The following is a 19872-nucleotide window of genomic DNA, read 5'->3' as shown; positions in this document are numbered from 1 at the left end:
TCAAGCGGTCACCCCCAGGCAGTCCCGCAGGCGGATCAGCCCGTCCCGCAGCCGCGTCTTGATGGTTCCTTGCGGCGTCGACAGCACTTCGGCCACCTCGCGATACGTATAGCCCTGGTAGTAGGCGAGCAGCACGGACTCGCGCTGCAGATCGGTCAGGAAGGACAGGCACCGGCGCACCTGGGAGCGTTCGAGCCGCGCGGTGACGGACTCGGCGACCTCGTCGAACGGGCGGCCGCGGGCGGCTTCGAAGGTCGCCTTCTGCTCGCGCTCGGTGCTGGCGCGCGCCGAGCGGACGCGGTCGACCGCGCGGCGGTGCGCCAGGGTCATCGCCCAGTTCAGCGCCGAGCCCTTGTCGGGCGCGTACCGCGTCGCGGTGCGCCACAGCTCGACGAGGACCTCCTGGGCGACCTCTTCGGACTGCGCCGCGTCCCGCACGATCCGCCGGACCAGGCCGAAGATCGGCCCGGCCAGCTGGTCGTAGAGCAGCTCGAAGGCGCGCTCGTCGCCCTTCGCGACGCGCACCATGAGCTCCTCGGCCGTCGGACCCGCCGGCACTTCGGCGGGCACCGGCGCCACGGCGCGCGGGCGGGCCTGCTCATCCATGCAGCTGTCCTCCGGCGGTCTGCGGGGTGCGCGGCACGACCGCGGCCTTCCGCAGCCACAACGCGACGCCGTGGCGGCGGATCAGCGCGGACACCCGCTGCGGGAGCAGCGGCCGGGCCAGCACGAGCCGGGCCAGCCACCGCGGGTTCACCGGGCGGCGAACTCCCCGCAGCGTAGCGACCAACGGCGTCGAGCTCCCGCGGCGCAACGCCACGGTGAGGTCGAGCAACGCTTCCGGGCGGGGCAGGCGCATCCGGTACTCGCCGTCCATCTCCTGGAACGGCGAGACGTAGAACTCCTTGGCCGTGCGGGCGAGGCCGGCTTCGTCGGGGCGCAGCAGGTAGGCGTGCCGGCCGCCGTAGGTGTTGTGCACCTCGGCGACGACGCACTCGAGGCGGCCATCGCGGTCGTGGCACCAGTAGACGCTGATCGGGTTGAACACGTACCCGAGCACGCGCGCGGCGGCCAGCATGACGACCTTCCCGCCGCGCAGGTCGACGCCGCGCTCGGCCAGCCACGCGTCCAGCTTCTCCCGGATCCCGCGCGGGTCGCCCGCGACGAAGTGGTCCCGGCGGTCGAACCGGGCGAACGGCCGCAGCCACCACGGCAGCCGCGGCAGGTCGTCCAGGTCGACCCGCCACAGGTACACGCGGTGGGCGAAGGCGTGCGGCGGGTCGATCCGCCGCACGTGCGCGACCGTGGCGTCGTAGAGCGCGTTCGTCACCACACGACTCCCAGGCTTTCGGCGGCGCGGGCCCCCGAAGAGCAGCCGTCTTCGTGGAAGCCCCAGCCGTGGTAAGCACCGGCGAAGGCGAGCACGCCGTCGTTGAGCTCGGGCAGCCGGCGTTGCGCCGCAACGGATTCCGGCGTGTAGACCGGGTGCTCGTACTCCATCCGCGCGACGAGGTGCTCCTTCTCCGGACCGTCGCCGGGGTTGAGCGTGACGACGTACCCGGTCGGCTCGTCGAGGCGCATCAGGCGGTTCATGTCGTAGCTGACCTGGACCGCGCCGGTCGGCGCGCCGCAGACGGGCGCGCGGTAGTTCCAGCCCGCGCGCGCGTCGGCCAGTGAGGGCAGGACGCTCGTGTCGGTGTGCAGCCAGGCCTCGTTGGCCGAGTAGCGGAACGCGCCGAGCACCTCGCGCTCGGCGTCGGTCGGGTTGGCCAGCAGGGCCAGGGCCTGGTCGGCGTGCGTGGCGACGACGACCTTGGCGACCCGGTGCGGGGTGTCGGCGTCGTCGCGGATCTCGACGCCCCCCGCGGTCCGCAGCACCGAGCGCACCGGCGTCGACAGGTGGACGGCGGTGAGCTGCTTCGCCGCGCGTTCGACGTACTCGCGGGACCCGCCGGCGACCGTCCGCCAGGCCGGCGAGTTCTTGACGCTCAGCATGCCGTGGTTGCGCAGGAACTCGAACAGGTACCGCGCCGGGTAGCGGAGGGTGTCGCTGCGGTCGGCCGACCAGACGGTCGAGACCAGCGGCAGCATGAAGTGGTCGACGAAGTAGCGGGTGTAGCCGCCGATGGCGAGGAACGCGCCGAGCGTGACGTCGCCGGCGTCCGCCGCCGCCAGCAGCCGCTTCGCGTGCCGGTGGAACCGCTTGACCTCCGCGAGCATGCGCAGGTACTGGGGCCGGGCGAGGTTGCCGCGCTGGGCGAACAGCCCGGCCAGCCCCTTCGCGCCGGCGTACTGCAGGCCGCAGCCGTCGCACCGGATGCTCATCGACATCTCGGTGTCGCGCGTCTGCACCCCGAGCTCGGCGAACAGCCGCAGCAGCGACGGGTAGGTGCGCTCGTTGTGGACGATGAAGCCGGAGTCCACGCCGATCGTGCCGCCGTGCGAGCTCGGCACGTCGTGCGTGTGCGCGTGCCCGCCGAGGCGGTCGTCCGCCTCGAAGAGCAGCACCTCGTACTTGCGTTGCAGCAGGTATGCCGCCGTCAGCCCGGCCACCCCGCTGCCGATGACGGCGATGCGTTCTCCCGTGATCTCCACACCGGTCCTTCGCGGCCGCCCCGCGTCCGGATTGGATCGGAGCCGAACCAATCCACGCCGCCGCGGAGAGCGAATCCCGGACATGCCGAACACCACCGCGCACCGCCTCGCTTCTTTCGCCGGGAAGCTCCTCGGCGGGCAGCTCCCCGTCGGCCTGCGGACCTGGGACGGAACCCGCGCCGGACCAGTGGACGCGCCCACGGTCGTGCTGCGCAACCGCCGTGCCCTGCGCCGCCTCCTCTACGCGCCCGGCGAGCTGGGGCTCGCCCGCGCCTACGTCACCGGCGACCTCGACGTCGAGGGGGACCTGACGGACGGCTTCCGCCGGATCTGGTCCCTCACCCGCACGGGGGAGCTGAACCGGGCGAAGCTCGGCCCGCGCGAGTGGGCCGAAGCCGTCCGGCTCGCCGCCCGCCTCGGGGTCGTCGGGCCGCCGCCGAAGCCGCCCGCCGAGGAGGCCCGGCTGACCGGCAAGCTGCACAGCCTGCTGCGCGACAAGTCCGCGATCGCACACCACTACGACCTCGGCAACGCCTTCTACCAGCTGCTGCTGGACGATTCGATGGCGTACTCGAGCGCGTACTTCACTTCGGAATCGCAGAGCCTCGAACAGGCGCAGCACGACAAGCTGGAAATGATCTGCCGCAAGCTCGGGCTACGGCCGGGGATGCGGCTGCTGGACGTCGGCTGCGGCTGGGGCTCGCTGCTGGTCCACGCGGCCAAGCACCACGGCGTGGACGCGGTCGGTATCACGCTCTCGGCCGAGCAGCTGCAGCACATCCGCGGCCGGCTCGCCCAGCACGACCTCGAAGACCGCGTCGAGGTGCGCCGGCAGGACTACCGCGAGCTCCCGGACGCGCCGTTCGACGCGGTGGCGTCCATCGAGATGGGCGAGCACGTCGGCGAGATCAACTACCCGGCCTACGCGGCGACGCTGCACAAGATGGTCAAGCCCGGCGGCCGGGTGCTGATCCAGCAGATGTCGCGCGGGAACGTCGCCCCCGGCGGCGGCGCGTTCATCGAGCGCTACATCGCCCCCGACATGACCATGCGCCCGGTGGGCCGGACGATCGACCACCTGGAGACCGCCGGTCTGGAAGTGCGGGACGTGCACGCGATGCGCGAGCACTACGTCTGGACGGTCCGGGCCTGGGCCGACACCCTGGAGGAGAACTGGGCCGACGTCGTCGCGCTGATCGGCGAGACCGGCGCGCGGGTCTGGCGGCTGTACCTGGTGGGCGGGGCACTGGCGTTCGAGGAGAACCGGATGGGCGTGGACCAGATCCTTTCCGTGCGGCCCGACGAGCACGGCCGCGCCGGGATGCCGGCGACGCGGGAGTGGTGCTGATGCCGCAGCTGCTCGTCACGGCCGCCGTCACGCTCGTGGCGGTGGCCGTGACCTTCGGGATCGCGCGGGCGCGCAAGCGGTACGACACGATCGACACGTTCTGGGGGCTCGGGTTCGCGATCGTCGCGGTCGCCGCGTTCCCCTTCGGCGACGGCCCGCTGTCCTTGCGGCTGGTCGTCGTCCTCCTGACGGTCGTCTGGGGCGTGCGGCTCTCGGTGCACCTGCACCTGCGCAACCACAAGCTGCCCGAAGACCCGCGGTACGCGCGGATGGGCTACGGGCCGCTCAAGATGTTCGTGCGCGTCTACCTGTTCCAGGCCGTGGTGCTGTACTTCGTCTCCCTCCCGGTGCAGTTCGCCGTGGACGGCACGGGGATCGGCGTCCTGGGCTGGCTGGGCATCGCCGTGTGGGTGGTCGGCTTCGCCTTCGAGACGATCGGCGACGACCAGCTGCGCCGCTTCAAGGCCGATCCGGGGAACAAGGGCAAGGTGCTCGACACGGGGTTGTGGCGCTACACGCGGCACCCGAACTACTTCGGCGACGCGTGCGTGTGGTGGGGCCTCTACCTGCTGGCGTGCTCGACGTGGCCGGGCGCCTTGACGATCCTCTCCCCCGTGGCGATGACGTTCACCCTCGCCCGCGGGACGGGCAAACCCATGCTGGAGAAGGGAATGGCGCGCACGCGCCCGGCGTACGCGAACTACGTCGAGCGCACCAGCGGGTTCTTCCCGTTGCCGCCGAAGAAGGTCACTCCCCGGTGAGCCCGTCGGTGAGCTCGCGCAGCACGTCGAGGTGACCGACGTGCCGCGCGGTCTCCTCGATCATGTGCGTGAGGACCCAGCGGACGTTGAAGGTCTCGTGCTTGTGCGTCACTTCGTCGTCGAGGCTGTGCTTCGCGATGATCTCGCGGCTGCGGGCGCATTGCTTCTCGTAGTCGGCGAGGAGGGTCTCGAGCTTGGTGTCCGGCGAGACCCGGAACTCCGCGTCCGGGTCCTGCTCGAGCTTCTCCTCCCAGGTGTCCTCCTCGCCGGCGACGACCACGGCGAACCAGAACCACTCGTTGAGCGTGAGGTGGGCGACCAGCCCGGCGACGGTCGTCAGCTCGCTCGGCAGGTGCGCTTGCCGGGCCTGGTCTTCGGTGAGGCCGCCGGCCTTCCACGCGACGGTGGCGCGGTGGTAGTCGAGCAGGCCGGTCAGGACTTCGCGCTCGCCGCCGGTGAGCGGGACCTTCGGGCGATCGGGTCTGGTCATGCCGGGCACTGTGCCAGAGGGGTCCGACAGTTCCGGGTACCTTGCGCACGATGTAATCGTGGGCTAGGTTTGCGGACGTGCCTGATGAGTTCCTCTTGGACGAGCAAGCCTGCTTCGCGCTGTACGCGGCGTCGCGCGCGGTGACGGACACCTACCGTCCCCTACTCGGCGAATTGGGGCTCACCTACCCGCAGTACCTGGTGCTCCTGGTGCTGTGGGAGTCCGACGCCCGGCCGGTCAAGGAGATCGGCGAGGCGCTGCACCTGGACTACGGCACGCTTTCCCCGCTGCTCAAGCGGCTCGAGGCCAACGGGCTCGTCACGCGAGCGCGGCTGCCCGAAGACGAACGCACGGTGGTGGTCAGCCTGACCGAGGAGGGCCGTTCGCTGCGCACCCGCGCGGCGGGCGTCCCGTCGGCCATCGGCTGCGCACTGGGCCTCGACGACGCTTCGCGGCGGGAACTGATAGCGACCCTGCGGCGGCTGACGGCGTCGGCCACCGCCTACACACATGGAGGCCCTGATGCCCAGCCGTGACGCGACCACCCACTGGGTCGGCGGACTGCAGAACGGGAAGGGCGAGGTCACGCTGGACTCGTCCAACGCCGGCACGTTCAGCGTGTCGTTCCCGACCCGGGCGGGCAACCCGGACGGCCAGACCAGCCCCGAGGAGCTCATCGCGGCGGCGCACTCGTCGTGCCTGGCGATGAACCTGTCGGGCGTGCTGGAGGCCCAGAAGCTCACCGCGGACTCGATCGACGTGAGCGCGGAGGTCACCCTCGGCCCGGCGTCCGGCGGCGGCTTCGAGATCAGCGGCATCGCGATCACGCTGCGCGCGTCCATCGAGGGCGTGACGGCGGAACAGTTCGCGGAGTACGCGGAGACGGCGGAGAAGACGTGCCCGGTGTCGAAGGCCCTGGCCGGCACGACGATCACGCTGGACGCGGCGCTCAACTGAGGTTTCGTGGACGGCCCCCTCGGACTTGCCGAGGGGGCCGTTCCGCGTCAGTGCACCTTGGCTCGATAAGTCGACTTCTTCGCCTGGTTTCCGCAGATCTCCATCGAGCACCACCGCCGCGTGCCCGGCCTCGACGTGTCCAGGAACAGCGCGCCGCAGCGCTCGCCCGCGCAGCGGCGAACCCGGGCGAACTCCGGGGACGTCACCAGCTCCAGCGCGTCCCGGGCCAGCAACGCCACCATCGCCTCCGCGGGATCCGGCGCCTGCCAGCGCAGTTCGCCCGCGGCCGTCAGGGACGGCGCGGGTACCGGCATCGCCGCGAACCGGTTCAACCGCCGGCGCACCACCTCGCGCACGTCACCGGTGAGCAGCTCGTAAATCGCTTCGCGGGCCGTCCACGCGTCGCGCACCGAGATGTCCGTCGGCTTCACCGGTGTCGTGAACGGGCCCAGCTGGTCGATCCACGCTCCCCACGCCGCCGCGTCGGGCAGCTCCTCCAGCTCCTCCGGCGTCCCGCGGTAGCGCAACGTCCGGACGAAGTCGAGGCACAGCCTGCCCGCGCCTTCGCGGAATCGGTCCGTCATACGGGTCACAGTACGCCGGAACCGGTTTGACTGGTACCGTCGGGAACCGATCAAACCGGTTCCAGGGGGTAACGATGACCGAGACCGAGCAAAAGGCCCCGCCCGGGTGGCTGGTACTGCTGCTGGCCGTCTCTTGTGGACTGACCGTCGCGAACCTCTACTACGCCCAGCCACTGCTCGCGGAGCTGCGGCACACCTTCGGCATCGGCGAGGCCGCTGCCGGCGGGGTCGTCACCGCCACCCAGATCGGCTACGCCGCCGGGATGCTGCTGCTCGTCCCGCTCGGCGACCGGATGGAGAACCGCGGGCTCGTCGCGACGCTGCTCGCGGTCGCCTGCGCCGGCCTCGTCGCCACCGGCGTCGCGCCCGGGTTCGCCGTGCTGCTGATCGCTTCGCTCGTCGTCGGGGCAGCGTCGGTCGTGGTGCAGATCCTGGTCCCGTTCGCCGCCGACATCTCCCCCGACGCCATCCGCGGCCGGATCGTCGGGCGCGTCGTCAGTGGGCTGCTGTTCGGCATCCTGCTCTCGCGCGTCGTCGCCAGCCTGCTGGCCGAGGTGACCGGCTGGCGCGTGGTGTTCCTGATCTCGGCGGGCGCGATGGCCGCGCTCGCCGTCGTCCTGCGGTTCATCCTGCCGGCCCGGGCACCCAAGACCGACGTCCACTATGGACAGTTGTTGCGCTCGACCCTGGCCATGGCGCGGAAACACCCCGCGCTGCGCCACCGCGCGCTGTACCAGTCGGCGATGTTCGGGGCGTTCAGCGCGTTCTGGACGACGATCGCGTTCGTGCTGACGGCGCCGCCGTTCAACTACACCCAGCTCGGCGTCGGCCTGTTCGCACTGGCGGGCGCGGCCGGCGCGCTGGTGGCCCCGCTGGCCGGGCGGTGGTCCGACCACGGCCACGGCCGGCGGCTCACGGCGGCGGCGTTCGTGCTGTGCGCGGCGGCCTTCGCCCTGGCCGGGTTCGGCGCGCACAGCGTGGTGCTGCTGGCGATCGCGGCGATCGCGGTGGACATGGCGGTCCAGGCGACGCTGGTGACCGGCCAGCACGTGATCTACCAGCTGGACCCATCGGCCCGCGCTCGCGTGAACAGCGTCTACCTGGGCACGTTCTTCATCGGCGGCGCGATCGGTTCCCAGGCGGGCTCGATCGCGTACCACCTGGGCGGCTGGACGGCGGTGGTCGTCTTCGCGGGCGCGCTCCCGCTGCTCGGACTGGCCGGCATGACGCGCACCGAGGTCTAGGCGAACACCTCCCGGTTGGCCCCGACCCACTCGGCATACGTCGTTCCCTTACGCCCCAACAGCTCCTCGACGACGCCGGTCGGCACCTGCGGACGGCGCAACGTCTCCTCGAAGCCGTCGAGGATCCAGTCGACCGCCTGCTCCGGGACGCCGTAGCCGACCCACTGCGCACGCTGTTCGTCGCGGGTCAGCTCACGGAAGCGGATTTCCTTGCCCAGCACTGATTCGAGGGTCGCGACCTGGCCGCGCAGGCTGATCGCCTCCGGTCCACTGAGGACGTACGTCGCGCCGACGTGCCCCTCGCTCGTCAGGACGCGGGCCGCGACCGCCGCGATGTCGCCGAGGTCGATCGGGGTTTGCGTGGCGTCGCCGTAGGCCGTCGCGACCTCGCCCGCGCGGACCATGTCCGCCCAGTCGAGGGTGTTGTTCATGAAGACGCCGGGGCGCAGGAAGGTCCAGTCGAACCCGGCCTCCCGGACGGCAACCTCGACCGCGCCGTACTCGTTGCCACTGGAGCCTTCGTGACCATCGCCGACGCTGCTCCCCGACAGCGCGACGACGCGTTTGATGCCTGCCTCGGTGGCCAGTTCGCAGAACCGCCGGACGGTCCGCGCCATCGGGGCGAGGTACACGGCGTCGACGCCGTCCAGGGGAAGCGTCGACGGCCGAGCCAGCGACCCGACGACGACTTCGGCTTCCGGAGGCAGAGCTGCTCGCTCGGGGTCGACGGTCAGCGCTCGCACGGAGACTCCCGCAGTGAGCAGCTCGTCGACCACCAACCGGCCGACGCTGCCGGTCGCTCCCGTCACCAGGATCGTCATGAACACCCTCCTCGTTGTCGTATGCCGTACGAGATCGTACGGCATACGGGAACGCAGGTGCACGTTATTTGCCTGATGACTTGGGTCGGAGCCGGGCAGGATGACCTGGTGAGTGACCAAGGGGTCGGCCGGTTCCGAGACCCGCTGGTCCGCCTGGGGCGGTTCGCGGGCGAAGTACTGGTGCGCTGCCCGGCGTGCGGTGAGTGCGCGACCGTGCTCGCCCATCTCGAAGCGCCGGAATTCCGAGCCGTAGAGGGTCGCCGGGTGGCCCGACGACGGCTGCGCTGCCGCGCCTGCGGCCTGGCCGAGGACGCCTTCCCCGTGACGCCGGTCTTCGGCGAACCGGCGGATCCCCACTTCCGGCAACCGCTGTGGCTCCAGGCGGACTGCCGCGGCCACCTCCTCTGGGCGTACAACGCCGGCCACCTGGATCTCGTGCGTCGCCGCCCGGCTTCGGGAGCGCGGGCCGATCCCAGGGACGATGAGCCTGGTGGAGCGCCTTCCAGCCTGGCTGAAGTCGGCGAAGAACCGGGACGACGTCCTCCGGCTCATCCGGCGGCTGCGGGCATCCCTGCCCACCGAGCCCCCGGAAGTCAGGAAGTGATGGTCGGCAGCTCAGGCGCCGCGACGTCGTAGACCTTGCCGTCCTGGGTCAGCAGCGCCGCCAGGACCTTTGCCTTCCGGTCCGTCTGCTCCGCCGTCCCCCAGCGGACGATCTTGCCGCTCGACAGCGTGAACTCCACGCTCGCCGGGGTCTTCGCCGTCGCCGTCGTGACCTGCTTCAACAACTGCTCCGGGATCACCCCCAGCACCGCCGTCACCGCGCGCGTCACCGGGTCGTCCGCCGACACCTTCGGCAGCTTCAGCTCCGGCAATCCCGCCGGCCGCGAAGGCACCGTCTTGAACACCACGCCGCCGCCGTCGACCAGGTGGACTCCGTCGCCTCCCGGGCCGCTGTCGAAGAACGCGATCGCCGTGCGCTCGGTCACCGTGATCTCGACCGTGCTCGGCCAGGACCGCGACACCTCGACCGTCGCGATGCCCGGCATGGCCGCCACCCGGTCGCGGATCTCGTCCGTGCTCAGTCGCAGCATCGGCTTGTCCAGCGGCACCGCCGCCACCGCGCGGATCTGGTCCGCGGTCACCGCGCGGGACCCGCTGACCGAGACGTCCCGGGCCCCCAACATCGAGCTGAAGAACAGCAGGTACACCAAGGCGACCACGGTCAGCACCGACAGCAGCGCCACCCACCGCCGGCGGATCTCGACCCGCCGGTTCGGCCGGTTGCGCGGCGTCGAGCGCGCGACCCGGGTGCGGCGGCGCTCCTCCTCGGAACGCCGCCCGCGCCGTTGGCGGGCCAGGGTGGCGCGATCCGGGGTCTCCTCCTCGGAGGACGGACGGCGGCGTTCCCGGGTCGGACTCATGGGCTCAGCGCTTGTCCAGCTCGGCGAGGATCTCCGGCCCCAGCTGCGTCACGTCCCCGGCGCCCATGGTGACGACGAGGTCGCCCGCGCGCGCGAGGCCCGCCACCAGACCGGCGGCGACGTCGAACGCGGGCTCGTAGTGCACCGGCACGGTCACCGCGTCGGCGATCAGCGCTCCGGTCACGCCCGGCTCCGGCTCCTCGCGGGCGCCGTAGACGTCCAGCACGACGACCTCGTCGGCCTGCGAAAGCGCCTCGGCGAACTCCGCCGAGAACGCCTTGGTCCGCGAGTACAGGTGCGGCTGGAACACGACGATCACCCGGCCGGACCCGGCCGCCGTGCGCACCGCGCGCAGCTGCGCGGACACCTCGGTCGGGTGGTGGGCGTAGTCGTCGTAGACGCGGACGTCGCCGGCGCGGCCCTTGAACTCGAAGCGGCGCCGGACTCCGCCGAACGCCGCGAGCCCGTCGGCCAGCTCCGGAGCCGACGCGCCCAGCTCGATCCCGGCGAGCAGCGCCGCGACGGCGTTCAACGCCATGTGCTCACCCGGCACCGCGACCCGCACGGACAGCTCCGAGCCGTCCAGCAGGAGCCGCACGACGCCACCGTCCGGCGCCGGGGCGTAGTCCAGGACCCGGGCGTCCGTCGCCGTGCGGCCGTACCGGCGCACGCGCACGCCCATCTCCTCGGCCTGCGACCCCAGCTCGTCCGACCCGGGATCGTCACCGCAGACGATGAGCAGCCCGCCCGGCACGATGCGGCCCACGAACTCGGTGAACACCTTCGTGTACGCCTCGGCGGTGCCGTGGTGGTCCAGGTGGTCCGGCTCGACGTTCGTCACGACCGCGACCGACGGCGAATACGTCAGGAACGAGCCGTCGCTCTCGTCGGCCTCGGCGACGAAGATGCCGCCTTCGCCGTGGTGGGCGTTGGCGCCGGACTCGTTCAGGTCGCCGCCGATGGCGAACGACGGGTCGAGCCGGCAGTGCTGCAGCGCCACGGTCAGCATCGACGTCGTCGACGTCTTGCCGTGCGTGCCCGCGATGCAGGCGACGCGGTGGCCCTCCATCAGCCCGGCCAGCGCCTCGGCCCGGTGCAGCACCGGGATCCCCGCGGCGCGCGCCGCGACCAGCTCCGGGTTGGTCTCCTTGATCGCCGTCGAGACGACCACCGCGGACGGCGGCTGCGAAAGCGCCGAGATGTTCGACGCGCTCTGGCCGACGAACAGCTCGGCACCCTGGGCCCGCAGCGACAGCAGCGCGCGCGACTCCTTCGCGTCCGAGCCCGACACGAAAGCGCCGCGGGCCAGCAGGATCCGCGCGATGCCGGACATGCCGGCGCCGCCGATCCCGATCAGGTGCGCCCGGCGCAGCCCTGCGGGCAGCTCAGGCTGTGTCGACTCAACCACGGGCGGCCTCCAGGACGATGCGGGCGAGGGTCTCGTCGGCCTCGCGGTGGCCCATGCCGACCGCCGCCGCGCCCATCTTCGCGACGCGGTCGGCGTCGGTGACCAGCGGGACGACCAGCTCGGCGACCTTGGCCGGGGAGAGGTCGGGGTCGGCGACCATCAGCGCCGCACCGGCGTCGACGGCCGGGCGCGCGTTGGTGGCCTGCTCGCCGTTGCCGATCGGCAGCGGGACGAACACCGCGGGCAGCCCGACCGAGGTCACCTCGGCGACCGTCATCGCGCCCGAGCGGCAGATCGTGACGTCGGCGGCGGCGTAGGCCAGGTCCATCCGCTCCAGGTACGGCACCGGCACGTACGCCGGGCGGCCCGGGAACTCCTGCACGACCAGCGTGTTCTTCGGGCCGTGCGCGTGCAGCACGCCGACGCCGGCGTCGGCCAGGTCCTTGGCCGCGCCGGACACCGCGGCGTTGATCGACTGCGCGCCCTGCGAGCCGCCGAACACCAGCAGCGTCGGCGCGTCCGGGTCCAGCCCGAAGTGCTCGCGGGCCTCGGCGCGCAGCGCGGCGCGGTCGAGGGAGGTGATCGAACGCCGCAGCGGGATCCCGACGACCTCGGCCTTCGGCAGCGGCGTCCCCGGGACGGCGACCGCGACACGGCGCGCGAACCGCGCGCCCACCTTGTTGGCCAGGCCCGGCGACTGGTTGGCCTCGTGCACGACGATCGGGACGCGCCCGCGCGCGGCCAGGTAGGCCGGCAGGGCGACGTAGCCGCCGAAGCCGACGACGACGTCCGCGCCGACCCGGTCCAGCACCTCACGGGTCTTGCGGACCGAGTCGCGGACCTTCAGCGGCAGCCGCAGCAGCTCCGGCGTCGGCTTGCGCGGCAGCGGCACCGGCGGGATCAGCTCCAGCTCGTAGCCGCGGGCCGGGACGAGCTTGTTCTCCAGGCCGCGCTCGGTGCCCAGCGCCACGACCGTCGCGTCCGGGCGCAGCCGCATGACGGCGTCGGCCAGGGCGAGGGCCGGTTCGATGTGTCCTGCGGTGCCACCTCCGGCGACCACGACCACGGGCCCTCGGCCCGAGGCGGCTCGCTCGGCTCCCTTGACGGGGTTACTCACCAATGACCTCTCCGGTTCGCGGTACTCCGGGTACCACGGCTCGCTGTTGTCCGCGCGGCCCCGCCGCGAGACGTGGCCGTGCTCGTCCGTGCCGCGCTGCGGCGCACCGGTTCGCGGACCGACCTGCGTCGTTCCTGCGCCGGGGCGGGCCGCGCCGCACGGGGCGCGGGCCTGGCCGCCTTCGCCCCGCCGCGGGCCGCCGTCTTGCGGGTGGCGGGCGGGCGGTACGGATCGGGCGCGGGCAGCCGCAGCAGGCGTCCGAATTTACCCGGCCCCTGTGTGCGCAGCGCGGCCACCGCCTCCGGTTCGTGCCGGGCGGCGTTCGCGAGCACCCCCATGATGAGCATGGTGATCACCAGCGAGGTGCCGCCGTAGGAGATCAACGGCAGCGTGACGCCGGTGACCGGCAGCAGGCCGACGACGTAGCCGATGTTGATGCCGGCCTGCGCCACCAGGAACACCGTCAGCGTGCCGGAGACGATCCGGATCCACGGGTCGATGTTGCGGGTGGCGATCCGCAGGCCCACGATCGCGACCCCCGCGAAGAGGGCGAGCACGACCACGCAGCCGATCAGCCCGAGCTCCTCGCCGATCAGGGCGAAGATGAAGTCGTTCTGCACGTTCGGCAGGTAGCCCCAGTTGGACGCGCCCTGGCCGAGGCCCTTGCCGAGGAACCCGCCGTCGGCGAGCGCGAGCTTGGCCTGGTTGGCCTGGAAGCCTTCGGCGCTGGTGTCGGCGTCCGGCGAGAGGAACGACATGACCCGCGCGAGCCGGTAGGGGGCGATGAGGGCGAGCACGAGCACGCCGGCCAGGCCGCCCGCGAGGATCACGCCGAACAGCCGTTTCGGAGCGCCGGCGAACCACAGCAGCGCCAGCAGGACCACGGCCAGGGTGACCGTGCCACCGAGGTCGGGCTGCAGCATGACCAGGGCGAACATCAGCAGCGCGATCGGCACCACCGGCACGAGGAGGTGCCGCCACTGGTGGATCACGTTGTACTTGATCACCAGGATGTGCGCGCCCCAGAAGGCCAGCGCGACCTTGGCGGCCTCGACCGGCTGGAAGGTGAAGTCGCCGAGTTTGAACCAGCCCTGCGAGCCGTTGACCGTCGAGCCGAGCGGCGTCAGCACGAGCACCAGCAGGCCGAGGCAGATGACCGTCGCGGTGGCCGACATCGCGCGGATCCGCTCCAGCTTGACCCGCAGGCCCAGCCAGAACACGACCGAACCGATCGCGACGAACACCAGGTGCTTGACGAACAGCGAGTACACCCCGCTGCCGGTCTTCGGGTTGTAGGACGCCACCGAGGACGCCGAGAGCACCATGACGATGCCGATGACGGTGAGCACGCCGGTGAGGGCGAGCACGAGGTGGAAGGACGCGAGCGGGCGCGACAGCCACGCGGTCAGCGCGGTCCGGAAAGCGACGAACCCGCTTTCCTTGCGCTCGCGGCGCGGCCGCTTCGGCGTCTCCCGGGGCTTGGGTGTCTTGGGCTCAGTGACCGTCACTCGGCTCCCCCGCTGCGTCGTCGCGGAGGACGTGCACCGCCGCGGCGAACGCGTCGCCGCGCTCGCCGTAGTTGCGGAACATGTCCAACGACGCCGCGGCGGGTGCCAGCAGCACCACGTCACCTGGCCGGGCCATCGCGCTGGCCGCACTCACCGCCGCAGTCATGGGTTCATGGTCACCCGGACGGAGGCTGTTCACCGGGACATCCGGCGCGTGTCGCGCGACCGCGGCGGCGATCACGGGTGAATCGACGCCGAGTAGCACAACCCCGCGCAGGCGGCCGGCGATGCTGCTCACGAGTTCGTCGACCGAAGCGCCCTTGAGCTGGCCCCCGGCGATCCACACGATCGACTCGTGCGCCCGCAGCGACCCGGCGGCCGCGTGCGGGTTGGTCGCCTTCGAGTCGTTGACGTACCGGACGCCGCCGATCTCGGCCACCTCGACGGCCCGGTGCGGGGCCGGCTGGTACTCGCGCAGGCCCTTCAGCACGGCCTCCGGCGAGACGCCGTGGGCGCGGGCCAGGGAGGCTGCCGCGAGGGCGTTGGAGACGTTGTGCGGGCCGGCCGGGCGGACGTCCGACAGCGTGGCGAGCTCTTCGGCGCTGGTCGCCGGGTCGGCGACGAAAGCGCGGTCGACCAGCAGGTCCTCGACCAGCCCCAGCTCGCCGGCCCGGGGCGTGTCCAGCCGGAAGCCGACGCGGCGGGCGCTTTCCGGCGCGTGTTCTTCGGCGATCCGGGTGGACCACTCGTCGTCGGCGTTGTGCACCGCGACCTTGGCGCGCGTGTAGACGCGCCCTTTCGCGGCGGCGTACTCGTCCATCGAGCCGTGCCAGTCGATGTGGTCCTCGGCCAGGTTGAGCACGACGGCCGCGTCCGGCGCGAGGGTCGAGGACCAGTGCAGCTGGAAGCTCGACAGCTCGACGGCCAGGACGTCGTAGCCCGCGCGGACGGCGTCGAGCGCCGCGTAGCCGATGTTTCCGCAGGCCACGGCGTTGCTGCCGGCTGCCTTGAGGATCGACTCGAGCATGCCGACGGTGGTCGTCTTGCCGTTCGTGCCGGTGACGGCCAGCCACGACGGCGGGTGCTCGCGCAGCCGCCCGACCCGCCAGGCCAGCTCGACGTCGCCGATCACCTCGACGCCCGCCTCGGCCGCGGCGACCAGCAGCGGCGACGTCGGCCGCCAGCCGGGGCTGGTGACGACGAGGACGACGTCGGACGGCGGCTCGGTCAGGCCCGGCACCAGCTCGGCGCCCAGGCCCTCCAGCTCGGCCAAGCGCTCGGCGTTGCCGTCGGTGACGGTTACGCGAGCGCCCAGCTCGACCAGCACCGGGACCACGGACTTCCCGGTGACCCCGGCACCCGCGACGAGAACGTGACGACCGGAGATCTTCAAGATCAGCCTCCGAAGCCCAGCTGCTCGCTGTAGAACAGGCCGAGCCCGAACATGCAGCAGATCGCCGAGAGCAGCCAGAACCGGATGATGACCGTGGTTTCCGCCCACCCGGCGAGTTCGAAGTGGTGGTGGAACGGCGCCATCCGGAAGAGCCTTCGCCGGGTGGTCCGGAACACCGCGATCTGCGCGACCACCGAGATCATCTCGACCATGAACAGGCCGCCGATGACGATGGCGAGCAGCTCGGTGCGGGTCGTCATCGAAAGCCCGGCGACCAGGCCGCCGAGGGCCAGCGAGCCCGTGTCGCCCATGAAGATCTTCGCCGGGGCCGCGTTCCACCAGAGGAACCCGACGCAGGCGCCGGTGGCCGCGGCGGCGACCACCGCCAGGTCGAGCGGGTCGCGGACGTCGTAGCAGGCGGGCGCCGGGCCGTTGGCGCAGTTGAGCCGCTCCTGCCAGAACGAGATGACGACGTAGGTCGCCAGCACCATCGCGGCCGAGCCGCCGGCCAGGCCGTCGAGGCCGTCGGTGAAGTTCACCGCGTTCGACCAGCCGGAGATCACGATGTAGCAGAAGATCACGAAGAACACCGCGGGGAACGTGATCAGCGCGAGGTCGCGGACGTAGGAGAGGCTCTGCGACGCCGGGGTGATGCCGCGGGCGTCGGCGAAGTTCAGCGCCAGCACCGCGAACGCGACCGTGACCACCAGCTGGCCGACCAGCTTCGCGGTCTTGTTCAGCCCCAGGTTGCGCTGCTTGCGGATCTTGATGAAGTCGTCGAGGAACCCGACGACCCCCAGGCCCACCGCGAGCATCAGCACGAGCAGCCCGGAGGCCGTCGGGGCGCCGCTGCGGGAGTTGAACATCCAGTTGATCAAGTGCGCGGCGAAGTACCCGACGACCATCGCGATGATGATCGCGACACCGCCCATGGTCGGGGTACCGCGCTTGGACTTGTGTCCCTGGGGGCCTTCCTCACGGATCTCCTGGCCGAAGCCCTGCCGGGAGAACACCCGGATCAGGTAGGGCGTCAGCATGATGGAGACCAGCAGGCCCGCCGCGGCCGCGATCAGGATGCTGATCACGCGTCACCACCGTTCGAGCGATTCTCGGAGTTGTCGGTTTCCCGGGGTTCGAGCAAAGCTTCGGCGACCCGCCAGAGGCCGGCGGCCTTGGAGGCCTTGACCAGCACCACGTCCCCGGGGCGGAGCTGATCATGCAGCAGGGCGATCGCGGCCTCGACGTCGGGTACCAGGGTCGACTCCTCGCCCCAGGAACCCTCCTGGTGCGCGCCCTGGTGCATGGCCGCCGCCTCGGGGCCGATCACGACGAGCTTGGCGATGTTGAGCCGGACGACCAGCCGGCCGATCTCGTCGTGCGCGGTGACCGCGTCCGCGCCGAGCTCGCCCATCACGCCGAGCACGGCCCAGGACCGGCGGCCGGACTCCCGCGTCATCGCCGCGAGGGCCTTCAGGCCGGCGCGCATCGACTCGGGGTTGGCGTTGAAGGAGTCGTTGAGGATCGTGACGCCGTCTTCGCGGGTGACGACCTCCATGCGCCGCGCCGAGCGCCGCTGGACGGCCGACAGCCGCTCCGCGACCTCGGCCGGCGAGGAGCCCAGCTCCAGGGCGATCGCGGCGGCCGCGAGCGCGTTGCTCACGTGGTGCTCGCCGTGCAGCGGCAGCCGCACGTCCGCCTCGCCGGCCGGGGTGACCAGCCGGAAGGACGCGCGGGCCTGGTCGTCGAGCGTGATGCCGGTCGCCCGGACCTGCGCGGACGCGCTTTCGCCGAAGAACACCACGCGGGCCTTCGTGCGGCTCGCCATGGCCGCGACCAGCGGGTCGTCGAGGTTGAGCACCGCGACGCCGTCCTCGGGCAGGGCCTCGACCAGCTCGCCCTTGGTCTTCGCGATGCCTTCGCGCGAGCCGAACTCGCCGACGTGCGCGCTGCCGACGTTGAGCACCGCGCCGATCCGCGGCGGGGCGATCTCGGCGAGGTGGGCGATGTGCCCGGGCCCGCGCGCGGACAGCTCCAGCACCAGGTGGCGGGTCTCCGCGTCGGCGCGCAACGCCGTCCAGGGGTGGCCCAGCTCGTTGTTGAACGACCCGGGCGGCGCGACCGTCGGGCCCAGCGGCTCCAGCAGCTGCGCGATCAGGTCCTTGGTCGACGTCTTGCCGGACGAGCCGGTGACGCCCACGACCGTCAGAGTGCCCTCGGCCAGGCGCTGGACGACGAACCGGGCGAGCTTGGCCAGCGCGGCCAGCACGGCGGCGCCAGAGCCGTCCTTGTCGCCGGTCAGCGCGACCGACCGCTCGTGGGCCTCGCCCGCGGCGAGCGGCGGCACGACGATCGCGGGTGCGTCGACCTCGCGGGCGGCCAGCACGGCCACGGCGCCGGCCTCGACGGCCTGCGCGGCGAAGTCGTGGCCGTCGACCTTCTCCCCCGGCAGGGCGACGAACAGACCGCCGGGCGTGAGCTTCCGGGTGTCGAACTCGACGCTGCCGGTCACCTGGGTGCCCGGGTCCGCGCGGTGCAGCCGGCCGCCGACGACGTCGGCGATCTCGGCCAGGCTGAGCACGATCACACACTCACCTCGAGTTTGTTGCGGATGGCCGCGGCCAGCTCGTCGCGGTCGGAGAACGGGTGCACGACGCCGCCGGCCTCCTGGCCGGACTCGTGCCCCTTGCCGGCGAGGAAGACGATGTCGCCCGGCTCGGCCAGCGCGACGGCGTGCTCGATGGCCTCGCGGCGGTCGCCGATCTCGAGGACCTCGCCGCCCTCGGCGGGTCCGACGGCGCGGGCGCCGGCGAGCATCGCGGCGCGGATGGCCGCGGGGTCCTCGGAGCGCGGGTTGTCGTCGGTGACGATCAGGACCTCGCTGCGCCGGGCCGCCGCCTCGCCCATCATCGGGCGCTTGGCGGTGTCGCGGTCGCCGCCGCAGCCGAGCACGGTGATGATCCGGCCCTCGGCGCGGGCGCGCAGCGCGTCCAGGCCCTGGGCGACCGCGGCCGGCTTGTGGGCGTAGTCGACGACGGCGGTGAACTCCTGGCCGACGTAGACGCGCTCCATCCGGCCCGGCACCTGCACCTCGGCGAGCCCGGTGACGATGTGCTCCAGGGCGATGCCCGCGCTGCCGAGGATCGCGGCGGCGAGCACGGCGTTGGCGACGTTGAACTCGCCGGGCAGCGGGATCCGGGCGGGCGCGCTGAGGCCGCCCGGGCCGTGCAGCGTGAAGGTCTGCTCGCCGTGCGGGGTGGCCTGCAGGTCGGTGGCCTTCCACGCGGCGTCGGTGCCCGGGTCCGTGGTGACGGTGATCGTCTGCGGCGTGAGCAGGGCCTGGCCCCAGGCGCTGTCGACCACGACGACCTCGGTGGTCGAGCGGCCGTCGAACAGCAGCGACTTCGCGGCGAAGTACTCCTGCATGTCCTTGTGGAAGTCCAGGTGGTCCTGCGAGAGGTTGGTGAACGCGCCGACCGCGAACCGGGTGCCGTTGACCCGGCCCAGCGCGAGCGCGTGGCTGGAGACCTCCATCGGCACGTGCGTGACGCCGCGCTCGAGCATCACCGCGAGCAGCGCCTGCAGGTCCGGCGCCTCCGGCGTGGTGAAGCCGCTGACCAGGCGTTCGCCGGCGATCCGGGTCTCGACCGTGCCGATCAGGCCGGTGGTCAGGCCCGCGGCCTGCAGCCCGGCGTCGACCAGGTAGGACGTCGTGGTCTTGCCGGACGTGCCGGTGACGCCGAGGACGGCCAGCCGCAGCGAGGGCTCGCCGTAGATCCACGCGGCGATCTCGCCGAGGGCGGCGCGCGGGTCGGCGTGCACGAGGATCGGGACGCCGGCGTCGCGCAGGGCGGGCCGCTCGGCGCCTTCGGCGTCGGTGAGCACCGCGACGGCCCCGGCCGCGATCGCCTGGTCGCTGAAGTCGGCGCCGTGGGCGCGGGCCCCGGGCAGGGCGGCGAAGAGGTCGCCGGGCAGCACGTGCTGGGCCCGCAGGGTGGTGCCGGTGACGGTGAGGTCGGCGGCGTCGGGCGAGCCAGCGATCAGCCGCGCGTCCGCCCTGGCGAGCAGCGTCGCCAGCGGGACCGGGTCGATGCGCGCCGGGCGGGGCGGTGCGGGGACCGCTTTCACCGGGCTTTCCGGCACCTGGGAACTGGACGAGGACACGGACACGGCCAAGAGGCTACCGGCGGCCGTCCGGGGCACCCGCACGCGGTACGGCGATTGC

19 protein-coding genes are annotated in these 19872 nt (G+C 72.3%); 5 read left to right on the top strand and 14 right to left on the bottom strand.

The genetic code is table 11. The features are described from left to right. The 3 genes from sigK to ACIRSS_RS41640 are packed head-to-tail and all read right to left on the bottom strand — an operon-like array spanning window position 1 to window position 2595. Window positions 1–606, bottom strand: a complete 606-nt coding sequence (gene sigK / locus ACIRSS_RS41650) for an ECF RNA polymerase sigma factor SigK (RefSeq protein ID WP_400905286.1) — start codon at window positions 604–606, stop codon at window positions 1–3. Beyond that, a complete protein-coding gene (locus ACIRSS_RS41645; RefSeq protein ID WP_400905283.1) occupies window positions 599–1333 on the bottom strand; it encodes a DUF1365 domain-containing protein in 735 nt (244 codons plus the stop codon). Before ACIRSS_RS41645 ends, sigK begins: the two co-directional genes overlap by 8 nt. Beyond that, a complete protein-coding gene (locus ACIRSS_RS41640; protein WP_400905281.1) occupies window positions 1327–2595 on the bottom strand; it encodes an NAD(P)/FAD-dependent oxidoreductase in 1269 nt (422 codons plus the stop codon). The genes ACIRSS_RS41645 and ACIRSS_RS41640 overlap by 7 nt, the downstream gene beginning before the upstream one ends. Window positions 2596–2677: 82 nt before the next feature. Between ACIRSS_RS41640 and ACIRSS_RS41635 the strand changes: the two genes are divergently transcribed. Further along, window positions 2678–3943, top strand: a complete 1266-nt coding sequence (locus tag ACIRSS_RS41635) for a class I SAM-dependent methyltransferase (protein WP_400905278.1) — start codon at window positions 2678–2680, stop codon at window positions 3941–3943. Further along, window positions 3943–4704 carry a DUF1295 domain-containing protein gene (locus ACIRSS_RS41630; RefSeq protein WP_400905275.1) on the top strand — a complete coding sequence of 254 codons (762 nt, stop codon included), beginning with the start codon at window positions 3943–3945 and terminating at the stop codon, window positions 4702–4704. Before ACIRSS_RS41635 ends, ACIRSS_RS41630 begins: the two co-directional genes overlap by 1 nt. Here ACIRSS_RS41630 and ACIRSS_RS41625 read toward each other — a convergent pair. Then, window positions 4691–5194: a DinB family protein gene (locus ACIRSS_RS41625; RefSeq protein WP_400905272.1), complete on the bottom strand. Its 504-nt coding sequence runs from the start codon at window positions 5192–5194 to the stop codon at window positions 4691–4693. The two genes, ACIRSS_RS41630 and ACIRSS_RS41625, sit on opposite strands and share 14 nt — an antisense overlap. 77 nt (window positions 5195–5271) lie before the next feature. Between ACIRSS_RS41625 and ACIRSS_RS41620 the strand changes: the two genes are divergently transcribed. Together ACIRSS_RS41620 and ACIRSS_RS41615 are read left to right on the top strand one after the other, a co-directional pair. Beyond that, entirely contained in the window at window positions 5272–5730 is a 459-nt protein-coding gene (locus ACIRSS_RS41620) for a MarR family winged helix-turn-helix transcriptional regulator (protein ID WP_400905269.1), read from the top strand. Further along, window positions 5717–6151 carry an OsmC family peroxiredoxin gene (locus tag ACIRSS_RS41615; protein ID WP_290061807.1) on the top strand — a complete coding sequence of 145 codons (435 nt, stop codon included), beginning with the start codon at window positions 5717–5719 and terminating at the stop codon, window positions 6149–6151. The genes ACIRSS_RS41620 and ACIRSS_RS41615 overlap by 14 nt, the downstream gene beginning before the upstream one ends. Window positions 6152–6198: 47 nt before the next feature. On the opposite strand, the gene ACIRSS_RS41610 is transcribed toward ACIRSS_RS41615, so the two are convergent. Further along, a complete protein-coding gene (locus ACIRSS_RS41610; RefSeq protein WP_400905264.1) occupies window positions 6199–6735 on the bottom strand; it encodes a CGNR zinc finger domain-containing protein in 537 nt (178 codons plus the stop codon). A 74-nt stretch (window positions 6736–6809) separates the two neighbouring features. Here ACIRSS_RS41610 and ACIRSS_RS41605 point away from each other — a divergent pair, with 74 nt between their 5' ends. Continuing rightward, window positions 6810–7979 (top strand): MFS transporter, encoded by a 1170-nt coding sequence (locus tag ACIRSS_RS41605; protein WP_400905261.1) that lies wholly within the window; start codon window positions 6810–6812, stop codon window positions 7977–7979. Here the strand turns inward: ACIRSS_RS41605 and ACIRSS_RS41600 are convergent. The 9 genes from ACIRSS_RS41600 to ACIRSS_RS41560 all read right to left on the bottom strand — a co-directional run bounded on the left by ACIRSS_RS41600 (window position 7976) and on the right by ACIRSS_RS41560 (window position 19775). After that, on the bottom strand, window positions 7976–8800 hold the full coding sequence (locus ACIRSS_RS41600) for an NAD(P)H-binding protein (protein WP_400905258.1): 825 nt from the start codon (window positions 8798–8800) through the stop codon (window positions 7976–7978). The genes ACIRSS_RS41605 and ACIRSS_RS41600 overlap by 4 nt on opposite strands. Window positions 8801–9393: 593 nt before the next feature. After that, a complete protein-coding gene (locus ACIRSS_RS41595) occupies window positions 9394–10224 on the bottom strand; it encodes a cell division protein FtsQ/DivIB (RefSeq protein ID WP_400905256.1) in 831 nt (276 codons plus the stop codon). 4 nt (window positions 10225–10228) lie between these two features. Continuing rightward, a complete protein-coding gene (gene murC / locus ACIRSS_RS41590; RefSeq protein WP_400905253.1) occupies window positions 10229–11632 on the bottom strand; it encodes a UDP-N-acetylmuramate--L-alanine ligase in 1404 nt (467 codons plus the stop codon). Further along, complete coding sequence (gene murG / locus ACIRSS_RS41585) at window positions 11625–12749, bottom strand: undecaprenyldiphospho-muramoylpentapeptide beta-N-acetylglucosaminyltransferase (protein ID WP_400905250.1); 1125 nt, start codon at window positions 12747–12749, stop codon at window positions 11625–11627. The genes murC and murG overlap by 8 nt, the downstream gene beginning before the upstream one ends. Further along, window positions 12746–14257 (bottom strand): putative lipid II flippase FtsW, encoded by a 1512-nt coding sequence (ftsW, locus tag ACIRSS_RS41580; protein WP_400905247.1) that lies wholly within the window; start codon window positions 14255–14257, stop codon window positions 12746–12748. The genes murG and ftsW overlap by 4 nt, the downstream gene beginning before the upstream one ends. Next, entirely contained in the window at window positions 14244–15650 is a 1407-nt protein-coding gene (gene murD, locus ACIRSS_RS41575) for a UDP-N-acetylmuramoyl-L-alanine--D-glutamate ligase (RefSeq protein WP_400905244.1), read from the bottom strand. Before murD ends, ftsW begins: the two co-directional genes overlap by 14 nt. 2 nt (window positions 15651–15652) lie before the next feature. Continuing rightward, complete coding sequence (gene mraY / locus ACIRSS_RS41570; RefSeq protein WP_400905241.1) at window positions 15653–16735, bottom strand: phospho-N-acetylmuramoyl-pentapeptide-transferase; 1083 nt, start codon at window positions 16733–16735, stop codon at window positions 15653–15655. Beyond that, window positions 16732–18234, bottom strand: a complete 1503-nt coding sequence (gene murF / locus ACIRSS_RS41565; RefSeq protein ID WP_400905238.1) for a UDP-N-acetylmuramoyl-tripeptide--D-alanyl-D-alanine ligase — start codon at window positions 18232–18234, stop codon at window positions 16732–16734. The genes mraY and murF overlap by 4 nt, the downstream gene beginning before the upstream one ends. After that, window positions 18231–19775, bottom strand: a complete 1545-nt coding sequence (locus ACIRSS_RS41560) for a UDP-N-acetylmuramoyl-L-alanyl-D-glutamate--2,6-diaminopimelate ligase (RefSeq protein ID WP_400905913.1) — start codon at window positions 19773–19775, stop codon at window positions 18231–18233. The genes murF and ACIRSS_RS41560 overlap by 4 nt, the downstream gene beginning before the upstream one ends. Between the last annotated feature and the right edge of the window lie 97 nt (window positions 19776–19872).

Origin of the sequence: Amycolatopsis sp. NPDC101161 (assembly GCF_044768185.1) — a bacterium.
GTDB lineage: Bacteria > Actinomycetota > Actinomycetes > Mycobacteriales > Pseudonocardiaceae > Amycolatopsis.
This window is presented reverse-complemented; position numbering and strand designations above follow the sequence as displayed.